Genomic DNA, 17,207 nt, shown 5'->3' with positions numbered 1-17,207 from the left:
TGGGATTATAAAAGCCAGCACCTGAATCCGGTGGTTTCGGCGGTGATAGCGATTGCTGTCGCCACCGTGACGGCAGGCGCAGGCATAACGGCTTCGGTGGCCGGATCAGCCGCAAGCACGGCAGGTTCAGCGGCGACGGCAGCGGGGGCTACCGCCAGTACCGCCGCTACCGTGGGTTCAATGGCTTACGGCGCGACGGCTTCCGGCATGGCGGCTCTGGCCTCTCAGGCGGCGGTTGCTCTGGTGGATAATCAGGGTGACTTGTCCAAAACCTTAAAGGCGATGGGAAGCAGTAACACTGTTAAATCCACTCTGACTTCAATGGTCATTAGCGGCGCACTGGCGGGCTTTGATAACGTGATGGGATGGGATAACGCAGCAAATGGCGCAAAACTAGATCCATCAAAGGCAAAATTACCTTCCCTGAGCAACGGCGACTGGAGCAAAGTGGCTCAACGGGTCGCGGGCCAGTCCATCATCAGTTCCACCTTGGGGACAACGATTAATGGCGGCAGCTTTAAAGACAATTTCACCGCAGCTTTGCTGTCTAATATTGGCAGCCAGATTAATGCGGAAGGGGCCAGATTGATTGGTGATAATGGCGAAGTACTGGGAGTGCCGGGTAAAACGTTGAGCCACGTAGTTGTAGCAGGGATCAGTGCTGAAATTGGTCGGGGAAATGTCAAAGGTGCAATGGCGGGGGCTTTAGCGGCGGAACTGGCTGGTGTGATGATGGGGGATAATCTCATCAAGGCTGAAAAATGGCAAAAAACATCAGAACAACAAGCACAAATTGCCCGTGCTTTAGGTGGCTTTGCCGGGGCCGTATTTACCGGTAAAGCAGACGGTGCTTACAGCGGAGCAAACAGTGCTGAAAATACTTTCCGGTATAATTATCTTGCACATCATCAACAAGAATTGATGGAAAAAGAGCTTGCTACAGAAACCAATTATCTTAAGAAAGCTCAAATTCTTAGTAAATGGGGGATCATCGGCTCTCAACAAGACCTCCATCTTGCCGCTGGCTTTGTATCCGGTGTTCCAGTAGAACTTTACGATAGTGTCATGGCGATTGTCGGGGCAGTTTCTAATCCGTCAGAGACAATAGATGCACTTAAAATGCTTTTAATGCAGGAAGATATGCCGGGCTTTATCTGGCAAGAAACGAAGGAGAACTATCTTAAGCAACTGGATGTCATCAAAGTTGAATACGAGAAAGCAGGCAGTGAAGGTGCATACAATGCCGGCTTGGAAATGGGAAAAATCGTAACAGGTATTGTTAGCACAGCTGCTGGCGGTTTAGGGCTTGTCAAAGGTTCAACATGGGTTACTACCAATGCTGTCGATAAGTTTGCTAAAGTAGCGGCAAAAACCCCACTTGAATATGTAAAAGAACCAACATTTAATCCTTATGGCTCAATTGGTGCAGGGCAACTGTGGTCTATTAAGGGACGACTAAAATATGTCCAATTACCAACAGAAGGTAAAATTAGATTTGTTCCATCGCCTAAATACACACCAAATCAGGCTTTACAAAAAGGCCCTAATAATGGGTATATTGATAAGTTTGGTAATGAATGGACAAAAGGACCTTCCAGAACTCAAGGACAACCTTTTGAATGGGATGTCCAACTTTCACCACAAGGAAAGATTCAATTGGGCTGGGCGAGTAGAGATGGTAAACATCTAAATGTTTCGCTTGACGGGAGAATTACACATAAATGAAAGATAAATTCACTTTCTATCAAGAGGTTATTATTCAAGATATTGATCGTGTAATAGAATATAGCCATCAAAAAGGTGTTATTTTTGGTATTGGTGAAGACGAAGGGTTAGGGAAATCATATGCTGTTTATATACCAAGCAAAAGTATAACAGTCTCATTATGGGAAAACGAAATTGAACCAACAGGAAAGACATTTAAACGCGAAGATTTTTACTAAAATTAAGTGTAATAGCCTGATGTATTAAAGACTAACCGGTCACTCAATTGCTATTGAGTGACCGCTATTATAGTGCCTATTTTCCTAACAAAAATTCACTATCACAAGATAGGGAACTCTTTATCATTTACTCTCAATCTTGATAGTCTTCATATGAATCCATTTAATTATTTTATAAAAAAGAGGCAATTACACAATTTAAATTACAGTCTCCTTATTGTGAATCTACCTGGTATTTACTATTCAATATCGTGATACATCAAATACACTTATTTAAACTTTTTTATACTATTTCACCCCGTCCAATAGCATTGTTTTTCTATGGTTTAATTTAAATCATTCCTTTTTTTATACCATTAATGTGATTTAACGCTTAAATACCTCTTTAATCATTATAACCTTTCTGGCAAATGAATTAGCCAGATTTTTCAATATTGTTGATGTAATAAAACGTTATTAAATGAATTAACCGATTTATTTAAGCATAATTTAAATAGATACAGGTGAATGAGGTTAAGTGAAAATCTAAAATCAGATGGCGAGTCTATTTTAACAAATAAACGATTTTATTCTGATAACCCTAATCATTTTCAAAATGATATTGACTAAATTACATGCCATTTATTATGCTAAAATAAATCTCTTTTTAAAAAGTTAAAAACTTTCTATTTAAACACACCACTAAACAATCAAATCACGTTTGAAAACTGAAGCAGGTAAATATCAAAGCAATATAAAGATATTACAGATAATGCGGATTTCAGCAGGCTGCGATCTGGATCTCGTCGGTACTCAGTGAGTGTCTAGCCCAAAGCTCTAACTATCAAGTTAGAGCTTTGCCCTTAATCGTAATCGGATTTTGTTATTATTTTTTCAACTGGCTTTGGAAATCACGTTGAGTGTAGCCGGTGTAGAGTTGACGGGGGCGGGCGATTTTCACACCGTCATCATGCATTTCGTTCCAGTGAGCTATCCAGCCGATGGTACGGGCAATGGCAAAAATAACAGTGAACATGGTGGATGGAATACCCATGGCTTTCAAGATGATACCTGAGTAGAAATCCACGTTCGGATACAGTTTCTTCTCAATAAAATATGGGTCGTGCAGAGCAATACGTTCAAGCTCCATCGCAACTTCCAGCAAGCTGTCATTCAGGCCAAGTTCATCCAGCACTTCATGGCAGGTTTCACGCATGACTGTTGCGCGGGGATCATAGTTTTTGTAAACACGATGACCAAATCCCATCAGACGGAAAGCGTCGTTTTTGTCTTTAGCACGTTCAATAAATTCAGGAATATGTTCAACTGACTGAATTTCTTCCAGCATACGCAGACAAGCTTCGTTTGCGCCGCCATGTGCGGGCCCCCAAAGGGAAGCGATACCTGCGGCGATACAGGCAAATGGGTTAGCGCCGGAAGAACCTGCGGTACGTACTGTTGAGGTAGAGGCGTTCTGTTCGTGGTCGGCATGCAGGATCAGGATGCGATCCATGGCACGTTCCAGCACTGGGTTCACTTTATATTCTTCGCATGGTGTGGAGAACATCATATGCAGGAAGTTGCCGGCATAGGAGAGATCATTGCGTGGATAAACGAATGGTTGACCAATAGAATATTTGTAGCACATTGCCGCCACTGTCGGCATTTTGGACAGCAGACGGTACGCGGTAATGTCACGATGACGCGGGTTGTTCACATCAAGGGCATCGTGATAGAAAGCCGCCAGAGCACCGGTGACGCCACACAGTACTGCCATTGGATGAGAATCACGGCGGAAGCCGTTGAACAGACGATGGATCTGTTCATGGATCATGGTATGGCGGGTAATGGTTTTTTTGAATTTCTCAAACTGTTCTTGTGTGGGTGTTTCGCCATAAAGCAGGATGTAGCAAACTTCCAGATAAGTGGATTTTATCGCCAACTGGTCGATAGGGAAACCACGGTGAAGTAATACGCCTTCATTACCATCAATGTAGGTGATCTTGGATTCGCAAGATGCTGTGGAAGTAAAACCAGGGTCGTAGGTATAAAAACCTTTGGAGCCAAGAGTACGAACGTCGATGACTTGAGACCCAAGGGTCGGTGTTAGCACGTCCAATTCAATAGCAACTGTACCATTTGGGGGGGTTAGAGTTGCTTTGTTATCTGCCATTACAGTCTCCTTAGCGCTTTCATTTTTATAACTCTTAACAACCACGGCAGAAAGATACAGTATAGAACCTATTTCATCAGGCATGAGGCTATTTTATTGACCATTCTTGGTGGTCAAAAACGGACCTGGAGAGTGCTCTGACAAAAGCGATAACTTTTGAATGCACTTTGGGATGGCCCGCGCCGGTGAGCGATTTATGAGTGAATCGCTTTTTACAGACTGCGTGCATATTCCGGTTTCTGCCCGCGATCTGTGCCCTCAATTTATTGGTAAGAATGGCCTACGCCAATGATGCCAACGGAATAGGTTCTTATACTGTGCTCCCTGGCACTGTACCACCGGAGAAAATTTGAAATCAGGCCAATATCACATTTAAGGCTGAAATCTCACCCCGGACGACAATGGTTTTCAGATTGTTAGCGAGTTTTTGAGTGTTATGTTTTATGCATGACTACAAAAAAAATTATGATTTGTGTGGACTACACAGTTACATAACTTTAGCTTTTAGTGAAGTCTTTCCTCTTATCGGAAATCAATCTCAAAAGTATTTTCAACCATATATGTAAGATAAATGTTTAAAGTTTGTCAAACAAGATAATTAATTTTGTGCAATATGTTTGAATCGTGATCTTAATCACTGTTCAGTGGAAATGTAGCTAATCATATTGTGTTGGAATTGTAATAATAATGTGAAGCACATATACTGCCGCTAGGTCTCCGGATTACCCTGCTGTAGGAGCACCCAGCGTAACTAAACCACGACATTTTTTAACATGAAGGATCTTTCATCTTGATTAAATGTTGTGTCTTTGTATCCTCTTATCGCTGTCTGATTTCCGCCCAGGTCCGGAGGAAGGAAAATAATAAAAGAGCTGTGTGGGCAAAATTGTGAAAAAACAAAGACCTGTCAACCTTGATTTGCAGACGATACACTTTCCAGTCTCTGCAATAGCCTCGATCTTGCACCGTGTCTCTGGCGTCATTACTTTCATAGCAGTAGGAATTCTCCTCTGGTTGTTAGGGATGTCTCTCTCCTCGCAAGAAGGGTTTCAGCAAGCCGCCGATATTATGACGGGATTTTTCGCCAAGTTTATCGTGTGGGGCATTCTGACCGCACTGGCTTACCATATCTGTGGTGGTATCCGTCATATGCTGATGGATTTCGGCTACTTGGAAGAAAACTTAGCGGTCGGTAGTCTCTCTGCCAAAGTGGCAATCGGGATTGCTGTGATTCTGTCGATTCTGGCTGGAGTACTGGTATGGTAAGTAACGCTTCTGCATTAGGTCGCACGGGTATCCATGATTGGTTATTATTGCGCGCGTCCGCAATCATTATTGTTTTATATGTTCTCTATATGTTGGTCTTCGTCGCAACAACGTCGGATATCACTTATGAAGTCTGGAGTGGTTTCTTCTCCTCATCCATCACTAAAGTCTTCACCGTGCTGGCACTGTTTTCCATCCTGGCTCACGCCTGGATTGGTATGTGGCAAGTACTGACTGACTATGTAAAGCCGCTGGCGCTGCGTTTGGTGCTGCAATTGGCGATTATCGTCGCACTGATGGCTTACTTGATTTACGGAACAATTGTGGTGTGGGGTGTATAGATGAAACTGCCAGTAAGAGAGTTTGACGCGGTCGTTATTGGCGCGGGTGGTGCGGGTATGCGCGCCGCGCTGCAAATTTCACAAATGGGATTATCCTGTGCTTTGATTTCCAAAGTATTCCCAACTCGTTCTCATACTGTATCCGCGCAGGGGGGCATCACCGTTGCGCTGGGCAATTCCCATGAAGATAACTGGGAGTGGCACATGTATGACACGGTAAAAGGTTCCGACTATATCGGTGACCAGGATGCGATTGAGTACATGTGTAAGACTGGCCCGGAAGCCATTCTGGAACTGGAACACATGGGATTGCCATTCTCCCGTTTGGATGATGGCCGGGTTTATCAGCGTCCATTCGGTGGTCAGTCAAAAAACTTTGGTGGTGAACAGGCCGCACGTACAGCCGCAGCGGCAGACCGTACCGGTCATGCATTGTTGCACACCCTGTATCAGCAGAATTTAAAAAATCATACCACTATTTTTTCTGAATGGTATTCGTTGGATCTGGTTAAAAACCAGGATGGCAGCATTGTGGGTTGTACGGCTATCTCGATTGAAAGCGGTGAAGTTGTTTATTTCAAAGCGAAGGCGACAATTCTGGCAACCGGTGGTGCAGGTCGTATTTATCAATCGACAACCAACGCTCACATTAATACCGGTGACGGCGTTGGTATGGCGCTGCGTGCCGGCGTACCTGTGCAGGATATGGAAATGTGGCAATTCCATCCGACCGGTATCGCGGGAGCTGGGGTTCTGGTAACCGAAGGTTGCCGTGGTGAAGGCGGTTATTTGTTGAATAAAGATGGCGAGCGCTTTATGGAGCGTTACGCGCCAAATGCTAAAGATCTGGCTGGTCGTGATGTGGTGGCCCGTTCCATCATGATCGAAATTCGCGAAGGCCGTGGTTGTGATGGTCCCTGGGGGCCTCATGCTAAACTGAAATTGGATCATTTGGGCAAAGAGGTGCTGGAATCTCGTCTGCCGGGCATTCTTGAGCTGTCCCGTACTTTTGCTCACGTTGATCCGGTAAAAGAGCCGATTCCGGTTATTCCAACCTGCCACTATATGATGGGCGGTATCCCAACGAAAGTGACCGGTCAGGCACTGGCTGTTAACGAGAAAGGCGAAGATGTGGTTATTCCGGGCCTGTTCGCTGTTGGTGAAATTGCCTGCGTATCGGTTCACGGTGCAAACCGTCTGGGGGGGAATTCTCTGCTGGATTTGGTGGTGTTTGGCCGCTCTGCCGGTTTACATCTGAAAGAGTCACTGATGGAGCAGGGCACCAGCCGCGAAGCCAGTGAATCTGATATTGAGCAATCACTGCAACGTCTGAACCGTTGGAACAGCACCCGTACTGGCGAAGATCCGGTGGGAATTCGTAAAGATTTGCAGGCGTGTATGCAGAATAACTTCTCGGTATTCCGTGAGGGTGATGCAATGGCGAAGGGCTTGGAAGAGCTGAAAGTTATCCGTGAACGGCTGAAAAGTGCGCGTTTGGATGATACTTCCTCAGAGTTCAATACCCAGAGAATTGAGTGTCTGGAACTTGATAACCTGATGGAAACGGCGTTTTCTACGGCTGTTTCCGCTAACTTCCGTACTGAGAGCCGTGGTGCTCATAGCCGTTTCGACTATCCTGATCGTGATGATGCGAACTGGTTATGCCATACCCTCTATCTGCCGCAAACTGAGACCATGACGCGTCGTGATGTCAACATGCAGCCAAAACTGCGTGAAGCATTCCCGCCGAAAGCGCGTACTTACTAATGAGTTGCTGATGATCCAGTTGCGAAGGAATAGATTATGAAGCTTGAATTTTCGATTTATCGTTACAACCCGGATGTTGACAGCGCGCCTCATATGCAGGATTACACGCTGGAAGCAAAAGATGGGCGTGACATGATGTTGCTGGATGCATTAATCCAGCTTAAAGAGCAGGACCCGACACTCTCTTTCCGTCGTTCTTGCCGTGAAGGGGTTTGTGGTTCTGACGGCCTCAACATGAATGGTAAAAATGGTCTGGCCTGTATTACACCGGTTTCGGCTTTGCGGCGTGGCAGCAAGAAAATTGTGATCCGTCCGCTGCCAGGTTTGCCGGTTGTCCGTGACCTGGTTGTAGATATGGGGCAATTCTATGCACAATATGAGAAGATTCGCCCATATTTGCTGAATGACGGTAAAAACCCGCCGGCGCGTGAACATTTACAGTCACCTGCACAAAGGGAAAAACTGGATGGCCTGTACGAATGTATTCTGTGTGCATGTTGTTCAACTTCTTGCCCGTCATTCTGGTGGAATCCAGACAAATTTATCGGACCTGCGGGGTTGCTGGCAGCCTATCGCTTCCTGATCGACAGTCGAGATACTGAAACCGATTCACGGTTAGATAAGCTGAATGATGCTTTCAGTGTTTTCCGCTGCCATAGCATCATGAATTGTGTCAGTGTGTGCCCTAAAGGGTTGAATCCAACAAAAGCCATTGGCCATATTAAATCTATGTTGTTAAAACATAGCGCGTAATTGGCTTGCCCTCCGCGCAGTTTTATCTGCGGAGGGCACAAAGAATTGAGAATGATGAGTTGCCAACTGCTAATGATGACAAAAGCTTTGAGGTAAGGAACCTTTAAAAACCATGTAACGGTTTTTAAAGGTTCCTTGAAGGGTTCCGAAACCCAAAAGAGAACATGCATAAAGCACGTCCAAATGAACCTTTTATCGACACCGCATTTAAGCGGTAATAGTTAACCACGGCGAAAACTAAAGCTTTTAAAGCTTAAGGGATCACAATGCAGAACGGCGCAATGAAGGACTGGCTGGATTCAAGCTTCCTGGCTGGTTCAAACCAGTCTTACATAGAGCAAGTCTATGAAGACTATATAACCGATCCAAACTCCGTTGATGCAAGTTGGAAAGACATTTTCCAACAATTGCCGAATGCGGGATTAAGCGGTGAACAACTCCACTCGCAGACGCGTGATTACTTCCGCCGCCTTGCGAAAGATACTACGCGTTATCACTCCTCTGTCAGTGATCCGGCAATGGATGCAAAACAAGTTAAGGTTTTGCAGCTCATCAACGCATTCCGTTTCCGCGGGCATCAAAATGCGAATCTTGATCCGTTGGGATTATGGAAACAGGATAGTGTTCCTGATTTAGATCCTGCTTTCCATAATCTAACGGAAGCCGATTTTGCCGAGACATTTAATGTCGGTTCTTTTGCTCTCGGCAAAGAAACGATGAAGTTGGCTGATTTGTATGAAGCCCTGAAACGCACTTATTGCGGTTCTATTGGTGCTGAATATATGCACATCACCAATACGGAAGAAAAACGTTGGATTCAGCAGCGTCTGGAATCTGTTACCGTCAGCTCTCAGTTCAGCGCAGAGGAAAAACAGCGTTTTCTGGCGGAACTGACGGCGGCTGAAGGTTTGGAACGTTATCTGGGCGCTAAGTTTCCGGGAGCGAAACGTTTCTCTCTTGAAGGTGGTGACGCACTGATCCCCATGTTGAAGGATCTTATCCGTCATGCGGGTAAGCACGATACACGGGAAGTTGTGATGGGGATGGCTCATCGTGGTCGCCTCAACGTTCTGGTTAATATCTTAGGTAAAAAACCGACGGATCTGTTCGATGAGTTTGCCGGTAAGCATAAAGAGCATCTTGGTACCGGCGACGTGAAATACCATCAGGGCTTCTCGTCTGATTTTGCCACCGAGGGCGCTAAGGTTCATTTGGCATTGGCATTTAACCCATCTCACCTTGAGATTGTCAGCCCTGTGGTTATTGGTTCAGTACGCGCCCGCCGTGATCGTCTGGATGAAGGTCGCAGCAATATGGTGTTGCCAATCACTATCCACGGGGATGCTGCCGTTACCGGTCAGGGCGTTGTGCAGGAAACCCTGAACATGTCTCAGGCCCGTGGTTATGAAGTGGGTGGTACGATTCGTATTGTTATCAACAACCAGATTGGTTTCACCACGTCGAACCCGAAAGATGCCCGTTCAACACAATACTGTACCGATATCATCAAAATGGTACAGACGCCGATTTTCCACGTTAATGCAGACGATCCAGAAGCGGTGGCATTCGTTACCCGTCTGGCTCTGGATTTCCGTAATGCCTTTAAACGTGACGTGATGATCGATCTGGTATGTTACCGCCGTCATGGTCATAACGAAGCTGATGAGCCAAGTGCGACTCAGCCAATGATGTATCAGAAAATTAAGAAACACCCAACGCCGCGTAAAATCTACGCTGACAAGCTGGTTACTGAGAAGTTGATATCAGTCGATGATGTGACTGAAATGGTTAATCTGTATCGTGATGCTCTTGACCGTGGTGACTGTGTCGTTGAAGAGTGGCGCTCAATGGGGCTGCACTCATTTACATGGGAGCCTTATCTTAACCATGATTGGGATGAAGAATATCCATATAAAGTCGATATTAAGCGTTTGCAGGATCTGGGCAGACGTATCAGCTCTGTCCCGGAAGAAGTGGAAATGCACTCCCGCGTGGTGAAAATCTATAATGACCGCGCAGAGATGGCTAACGGCGATAAATTGTTCGATTGGGGTGGGGCAGAAAATTTAGCCTACGCGACTTTGGTTGATGAAGGTGTTCCGGTGCGTTTGTCCGGTGAGGACGCGGGCCGTGGTACTTTCTTCCATCGTCATGCTGTTATTCATAATCAGACCAACGGTTCTGTTTATGTGCCTCTGGCGAACGTTCATAACGGTCAGGGTGCGTTCAATGTATGGGATTCTGTTTTGTCTGAAGAAGCGGTTCTGGCGTTTGAGTATGGCTATGCGACAACAGAACCCCGCGCTTTAACAATCTGGGAAGCACAGTTTGGTGATTTCGCTAACGGAGCACAGGTTGTTATTGACCAATTCATCAGCTCCGGTGAGCAGAAATGGGGCCGTATGTGCGGTCTGGTTATGCTGTTGCCGCATGGTTATGAAGGGCAGGGGCCTGAACACTCTTCAGCTCGCCTGGAACGCTATCTGCAACTGTGTGCAGAACAGAATATGCAGGTTTGCGTACCGTCAACGCCGGCTCAGGTTTATCACATGCTTCGCCGTCAGGCTCTGCGTGGTATGCGCCGTCCGTTGATTGTTATGTCGCCGAAGTCATTGTTGCGTCATCCATTAGCGGTTTCCAGCCTGGATGAACTGGCTAACGGTAAATTCCAGACAGTTATCGGTGAAGCTGATGCGCTGGATCCTAAAGGTGTTAAACGGGTTGTGCTCTGTTCAGGTAAAGTTTATTACGACCTGTTGGAGCAACGCCGTAAGAACGAACAAACTGATGTCGCTATCGTGCGTGTTGAACAACTGTATCCGTTCCCTCATCAGGATGTTCAATCAGCATTGGAGCAGTATGCCCATGTACACGATTTTGTCTGGTGCCAGGAAGAGCCATTAAACCAAGGGGCCTGGTATTGCAGTCAGCATAACTTCCGTGAAGTGATCCCATTCGGGGCTTCTTTACGTTATGCAGGTCGTCCTGCGTCTGCTTCCCCGGCAGTTGGATATACGTCAGTTCACCAGCAGCAGCAGCAAGAGCTGGTTAATGACGCACTGAACGTTGAATAAATAAGGATAGAAAATGAGTAGCGTAGATATTCTGGTTCCTGTTTTGCCCGAGTCTGTTGCTGATGCCACTGTTGCAGTCTGGCACAAAAAAGAGGGTGACCGTGTTGAACGTGATGAAGTGCTGGTTGAAATCGAGACGGATAAAGTGGTACTGGAAGTGCCTGCCAGTGAAGCCGGTGTTTTAGAAGCCATTTTGGAAGTGAAAGATGCAACCGTTCTGTCCAGTCAGCTTCTTGGTCGTATCCGTTTGGGCGATAGCACGGGTAAGCCGACAGAAGTAAAAGAAAAAACGGAAGCAACTTCGGCTAAACGCCAGACTGCGGGGTTAGAAGAAGAGAGCAACGACGCACTTAGCCCGGCGGTTCGCCGTTTGATTGCAGAGCATGATCTTGATGCCAAAGCGATTAAAGGTAGCGGTGTTGGTGGGCGTATTGTCCGCGAAGACGTGGAAAAACACATGGCTGATAACAAAAAGGTGGATAGTCAATCATCAGCTATTCCACTTTCTCTTTCTACTCAGGATTCGTTGTTGCCACACCGCAGCGAAAAACGTGTTCCAATGACTCGCCTGCGTAAGCGTGTGGCTGAACGTTTGCTGGAAGCGAAAAACAACACTGCGATGTTAACGACGTTTAACGAAGTTAACATGAAGCCGATTCAGGAAATGCGCAAGCTGTACGGCGAAGCGTTTGAAAAACGCCACGGTGTGCGTCTGGGCTTTATGTCTTTCTATGTGAAAGCGGTGGTCGAAGCACTGAAACGCTATCCGGAAGTGAATGCTTCTATTGATGGCACTGATGTGGTTTACCACAACTATTTCGATATCAGTATTGCGGTATCTACACCGCGTGGCTTGGTAACGCCGGTACTGCGTGATGCGGATGCACTGAGCATGGCTGAACTCGAAAAACGTATTAAAGAGCTGGCTATCAAAGGCCGTGACGGTAAATTGACCGTCGAAGAGCTGACAGGCGGTAATTTCACGATTACCAATGGTGGTGTATTCGGCTCTTTAATGTCTACGCCGATCATTAACCCGCCACAGAGCGCGATTCTTGGCATGCATGCCATTAAAGATCGTCCGATGGCGGTAAATGGTCAGGTAGAGATCCTTCCGATGATGTATCTGGCACTGTCTTATGACCACCGTCTGATCGATGGACGCGAGTCTGTAGGCTTTCTGGTGACCATCAAAGAGATGCTGGAAGATCCTGCACGTTTGCTGCTGGACGTATAGCAACATAATAAGGGCAGATACGCGCTAATATCTGCCCGGTCTGAAGTAAACAAATGTACATGCACAGCCAGTCTTTGGACTGGCTATATCCAAAGTAACAAAAAAATAAGAAGACAATTGCTCTTCTCAGATTAGATTATGGATAGAACATCATGAATTTACACGAGTATCAGGCAAAACAGCTTTTTGCACGGTATGGTTTACCCGCTCCGGCTGGTTATGCCTGCACTACACCGCGTGAAGCAGAAGAAGCGGCATCTAAAATTGGTGCTGGCCCTTGGGTGGTTAAGTGTCAGGTTCACGCTGGCGGTCGCGGTAAAGCGGGCGGCGTGAAATTGGTTAACAGTAAAGAAGAGATTCGCGCTTTCGCTGAACAATGGCTGGGTAAACGTCTGGTCACTTACCAAACAGATGCGCAAGGGCAGCCTGTTCACCAGATTTTGGTCGAAGGGGCAACTGATATTGCGAAGGAGTTGTATCTCGGTGCGGTGGTTGATCGTGGTACGCGTCGTGTAGTGTTCATGGCCTCTACTGAAGGTGGTGTTGAAATTGAAAAAGTTGCGGAAGAAACTCCGGAACTCATTCATAAAGCGATTATCGACCCACTGGTTGGTCCTATGCCTTATCAGGGGCGTGAACTGGCATTTAAACTGGGATTAACCGGTAAACAAATCAGCCAGTTCACCAAAATTTTCTTAGGATTGGCAAATCTGTTCCTGGAGCGCGATCTGGCTTTGGTTGAAATTAATCCGCTGGTTATCACGACTCAGGGTGATCTGATTTGCCTGGATGGTAAGTTGGGCGCTGATGGTAACGCACTGTTCCGTCAGGCTGAACTGCGTGAAATGCATGATCCATCTCAGGAAGATCCGCGTGAAGCGCAGGCGGCACAGTGGGAACTGAACTATGTCGCGTTGGATGGCAACATTGGTTGCATGGTAAATGGCGCAGGTTTGGCAATGGGTACGATGGATATCGTTAAATTGCATGGTGGCGCACCCGCGAACTTCCTTGATGTGGGTGGTGGTGCAACCAAAGAACGTGTTACAGAAGCGTTTAAAATCATCCTGTCAGATGAAAATGTGAAAGCCGTATTGGTTAACATCTTTGGTGGTATTGTCCGTTGTGACCTGATTGCTGACGGTATTATTGGTGCGGTGGAAGAAGTGGGTGTTCACGTACCGGTTGTTGTTCGTTTGGAAGGGAACAATGCTGAGTTGGGGGCGAAAAAACTGGCTGACAGTGGTTTGAATATCATTGCTGCCACCAGCCTGACAGACGCAGCTAAGCAAGCAGTAGCCGCAGTGGAGGCAAAATAATGTCTATTTTAATCGATAAAAACACCAAAGTTATCTGTCAGGGTTTTACTGGTAGTCAAGGTACTTTCCATTCAGAACAGGCGATTGCCTATGGCACCCAAATGGTGGGTGGTGTCACGCCGGGTAAGGGCGGTACTGAGCACCTGGGATTACCTGTTTTCAATACTGTTCGTGAAGCGGTAGAAGCGACCGGGGCAACGGCCTCCGTTATCTATGTTCCGGCTCCATTCTGTAAAGATTCCATTCTGGAAGCTATCGACGCTGGCATCAAACTGATCATCACGATTACTGAAGGTATCCCGACTCTGGATATGCTGGCTGTTAAAGTCAAACTGGATGAAGCCGGTGTTCGTATGATCGGCCCTAACTGTCCGGGCGTTATCACGCCGGGTGAATGTAAAATCGGCATTATGCCGGGCCACATTCATCTGGCAGGTAAAGTTGGTATCGTTTCCCGTTCAGGCACACTGACTTATGAAGCAGTAAAACAGACTACTGATGCAGGCTTAGGGCAATCTACCTGTGTTGGTATTGGTGGTGACCCAATTCCAGGTTCTAACTTCATTGATATCCTGAAATTGTTCCAGGAAGATCCGCAAACAGAAGCCATCGTAATGATTGGTGAAATTGGTGGTAATGCGGAAGAAGACGCGGCAGCTTATATTAAAGAGCACGTAACTAAGCCTGTTGTTGGCTACATCGCAGGTGTGACTGCGCCGAAAGGTAAGCGTATGGGGCATGCTGGCGCCATTATCGCAGGTGGTAAAGGAACCGCTGACGAAAAATTTGCTGCTCTGGAAGCGGCTGGCGTGAAGACAGTTCGTAGCCTGGCAGACATCGGTGATGCAGTGAAGGATTTACTCGTTGGCAAGTAAGCGTTGATAAGAGATGCTTATCTATGAGGCCACAGTGAAGTGGCCTCAGATCGTTAAAAAAGCTGGTTAATTTGATATCGACACTTTTCTTTGCAGGTTATTATCACCGACCAAAATACCACCGGCAGAAAGCACAGCATCTTCAGGTAATAATTCACTTTGGCTATCTGTCTTTTCTAAGACAAAATTATACACGTTTGATGGTTCCGATTTTCTCTGTTTAACTGAATTAAGGGTAGTTTGACCATCACGTGTATGTATTGTATCACCGTCCTTAAGGTCTTCGGCTTTGACTATTCCTCGTAATGTTGAGACAGGATGTGTTGGCGTCAGTGAAACCTGTTCACCATTATTGTAAATTAAATCAATAAATTCAGTATCGTGACCTACAATACGGCTTTTTACTTGTAAGATGCCTCCTTGCTTTGTTAAAACTTTATCGCCTGGGCGTATATTTTCAACTTTCCATTTTGAGCCGTCAGCCATATCTATTAATGTGCCTTCAGCAATACAACCATATTGGATTTGAATGGGCGGATAAAGGAGTTGTGACGCGCTCTCCACACTACCGGGGTTATTGGTAAAAGAAAACAGGACAGGAAATGCGTTATCACCTTGCTCTGTTACAATAGTAGCTTGTAGGTCTAGTATATATCTTTCGTTATTTTTCCAGCATATTGGTCCAAAATCAGCGTAACCTGTGTTTTTAGAAAATTCCCATGATAAATTTGTATTATTGCCTTTGAGACGATCATTATTGACTTTTTTATGTTTCCAAAATGTATCTTCATTTATATCTCTTGCTAATTTACATGCGCCGCCAGTATCGAGACCGACCAGTGTCAGATCTATCGCTGGTGAAATCCCTTGAGCTGCTTTAGGTTTCCTATTTTTATCAATGGCGATAGGGTGCTTGAATGTAACATTACCTATTATTTCCAGCTTGATTGTTGACTGATCATTTGGCTTACCTGGCGACGTAGGACTGTAATCACATTCACTAGGAGCTCCTGGTTTAGAGTTTGCTTTATTTAAGCAAACGATTATCGGTTTCTTTTCCTCAGGTGAATTATTTACATAAGTTGGCGCTTTGTTTTCCATACTTTGAGGAAAAAAGTTGCTAAAAGAATTTTCAAGGTCTTGCAGCGGCAGTGACTTCTCTACTATTGGCGCGTTATTGAGTGGTATCCCATTTATTTCCCCTTGGAAAAAGGAAATAGCTTGATACGTATTACCATGTTGTCCAGAGGTAGCAAAATTATATTCGGGGGTGGATAGTACAAAGTTCCGTACCCTATTATTCTTTGTATTTTCTTGTACAGATACATGTAGTGTTTTAACATCTTGGTTGTCAGAGCTAATAATTGAGAGGCCGCCCTGTAACTTTGCTTTTCCAGCGTTATTTTCAATTGTATTGCTGTTTGAAATATTAGAACCAGGAAAATATAGGGAAGCAAAAACAGTAGCTGAAATTGATTTGTTATTTTCGGAAAATACTATTCTAGGATGACTAATATAATTTTTTGGCTTTGTAACCGAATCTTGTATTTCAAGTCGTTGTCCATTCTTAAGTAATGCATTTTGGTGTACTTTCATAGTTTCGATATCTTCAAAAATATCAGGATGTGTCTGTTCTGTAATATGATGGGATTTTAATAATGCGATATATCCTTTCTCGTTTTGTGGTTGAGTTAAATCTATCAATGTGGGTTTATTAGGTTCAAGACTATTTAAGAACTGAGACATAGTCTGGCTTTCTTCGGCAGATAACTTAATTTTGTTATCAGCAAAGCATGATATTATAGGGGAAAATAACATGATGAAAAAAACAAGTGTTCTGTTGTATAGAGTCATAATTTTATCCTGTGAAATAATATAGGTTTTTTAAGGAATTAATTACATATACTTTATTTTTTAGTCTAAATAATATTAGCGCATTATTGTTTTAAACTGATAATTCATTAATTTTTTTAATTTACTTTGGAAATTATGAGTAAGATGAGTAGTAAAGATGCCTACTATATAAACTGACCGCCTTTCTGAAAAATTACACTTATTAGTCGAATCCGCCATATATATAATATTTTTACAGTATAGGAGGAATAGATACTAAAGGTGACGCTATAATCGTTTATATAATTAATAGTTTTTTGTAAAAGATTGTCAAGTTTCTCATGTCAGATTGTTAACAAATACCACTATTTTTCTCGTGGAACTCTTTATTTCACTTTATTAAGTTCTATTGCCGTATTCTTCTAGCTTTCATTTTAGAGAAAACCGGTTGACGCTGTAGGGCAAAAAGAAGTACGCCCGGTAAAGGAGACGATAGAACAGAGTCTTGCGGTATCATGGTCACCGTTATGCTCGTTTCCTAGGTTTGCTGAAAGTACAGATACTGTGTCTGTTAGCAGTAATAGCCAGAAATACCAAGAAGAGAGCGTTACGGGTCGCGCGTTTTGTGGTTTTTACCTCTGGATGTG

Annotated in this window: 12 protein-coding genes and 1 pseudogene; 11 read left to right on the top strand and 2 right to left on the bottom strand. The window is 44.9% G+C overall.

What is annotated here, in order from left to right:
* Nucleotides 1-1,725, top strand: a 1,725-nt coding sequence (locus tag ACGF63_RS15820) for a DUF637 domain-containing protein (RefSeq protein ID WP_387631925.1), incomplete at its 5' end; no start/stop codon positions are given.
* A complete protein-coding gene (locus ACGF63_RS15815; RefSeq protein ID WP_132355563.1) occupies nucleotides 1,722-1,943 on the top strand; it encodes an Imm31 family immunity protein in 222 nt (73 codons plus the stop codon). The genes ACGF63_RS15820 and ACGF63_RS15815, both read left to right, overlap by 4 nt.
* An 865-nt stretch (nucleotides 1,944-2,808) precedes the next feature.
* Here ACGF63_RS15815 and ACGF63_RS15810 read toward each other — a convergent pair.
* Nucleotides 2,809-4,095 carry a citrate synthase gene (locus ACGF63_RS15810; RefSeq protein WP_036850635.1) on the bottom strand — a complete coding sequence of 429 codons (1,287 nt, stop codon included), beginning with the start codon at nucleotides 4,093-4,095 and terminating at the stop codon, nucleotides 2,809-2,811.
* A gap of 876 nt (nucleotides 4,096-4,971) precedes the next feature.
* On the opposite strand from ACGF63_RS15810, the gene sdhC reads away from it, so the two are divergent.
* The 8 genes from sdhC to sucD all read left to right on the top strand — a co-directional run bounded on the left by sdhC (nucleotide 4,972) and on the right by sucD (nucleotide 14,727).
* Nucleotides 4,972-5,361 (top strand): succinate dehydrogenase cytochrome b556 subunit, encoded by a 390-nt coding sequence (gene sdhC, locus ACGF63_RS15805; RefSeq protein WP_036780848.1) that lies wholly within the window; start codon nucleotides 4,972-4,974, stop codon nucleotides 5,359-5,361.
* Nucleotides 5,355-5,702, top strand: coding sequence for a succinate dehydrogenase membrane anchor subunit (sdhD, locus tag ACGF63_RS15800; protein WP_387631921.1), 348 nt, complete (start codon nucleotides 5,355-5,357; stop codon nucleotides 5,700-5,702). Before sdhC ends, sdhD begins: the two co-directional genes overlap by 7 nt.
* A complete protein-coding gene (gene sdhA / locus ACGF63_RS15795) occupies nucleotides 5,703-7,469 on the top strand; it encodes a succinate dehydrogenase flavoprotein subunit (RefSeq protein ID WP_036850639.1) in 1,767 nt (588 codons plus the stop codon). It begins immediately after the preceding gene.
* Nucleotides 7,470-7,505: 36 nt separating this feature from the next.
* Nucleotides 7,506-8,222: a succinate dehydrogenase iron-sulfur subunit gene (locus ACGF63_RS15790; protein ID WP_036850641.1), complete on the top strand. Its 717-nt coding sequence runs from the start codon at nucleotides 7,506-7,508 to the stop codon at nucleotides 8,220-8,222.
* Nucleotides 8,223-8,488: 266 nt separating this feature from the next.
* Complete coding sequence (gene sucA, locus ACGF63_RS15785; RefSeq protein WP_387631917.1) at nucleotides 8,489-11,296, top strand: 2-oxoglutarate dehydrogenase E1 component; 2,808 nt, start codon at nucleotides 8,489-8,491, stop codon at nucleotides 11,294-11,296.
* Nucleotides 11,297-11,309: 13 nt separating this feature from the next.
* Entirely contained in the window at nucleotides 11,310-12,533 is a 1,224-nt protein-coding gene (gene odhB, locus ACGF63_RS15780; RefSeq protein WP_036850646.1) for a 2-oxoglutarate dehydrogenase complex dihydrolipoyllysine-residue succinyltransferase, read from the top strand.
* A gap of 152 nt (nucleotides 12,534-12,685) precedes the next feature.
* Complete coding sequence (gene sucC, locus ACGF63_RS15775) at nucleotides 12,686-13,852, top strand: ADP-forming succinate--CoA ligase subunit beta (RefSeq protein WP_023045846.1); 1,167 nt, start codon at nucleotides 12,686-12,688, stop codon at nucleotides 13,850-13,852.
* A complete protein-coding gene (gene sucD / locus ACGF63_RS15770) occupies nucleotides 13,852-14,727 on the top strand; it encodes a succinate--CoA ligase subunit alpha (protein ID WP_387631914.1) in 876 nt (291 codons plus the stop codon). Before sucC ends, sucD begins: the two co-directional genes overlap by 1 nt.
* 66 nt (nucleotides 14,728-14,793) lie before the next feature.
* Here sucD and ACGF63_RS15765 read toward each other — a convergent pair whose 3' ends face one another.
* Nucleotides 14,794-16,581: a Hint domain-containing protein gene (locus ACGF63_RS15765; protein WP_387631911.1), complete on the bottom strand. Its 1,788-nt coding sequence runs from the start codon at nucleotides 16,579-16,581 to the stop codon at nucleotides 14,794-14,796.
* Between the two features lie 439 nt (nucleotides 16,582-17,020).
* Here ACGF63_RS15765 and ACGF63_RS15760 point away from each other — a divergent pair.
* A pseudogene (locus tag ACGF63_RS15760) lies at nucleotides 17,021-17,170 on the top strand (IS5/IS1182 family transposase); the annotation flags it as partial.
* Nucleotides 17,171-17,207 lie beyond the last annotated feature (37 nt).

The organism is Photorhabdus sp. RM322S (assembly GCF_042879395.1).
GTDB lineage: Bacteria > Pseudomonadota > Gammaproteobacteria > Enterobacterales > Enterobacteriaceae > Photorhabdus > Photorhabdus khanii.
The sequence above is the reverse complement of the archived record's forward strand: the minus strand, read 5'-3'. Positions and strand labels throughout refer to the sequence as shown.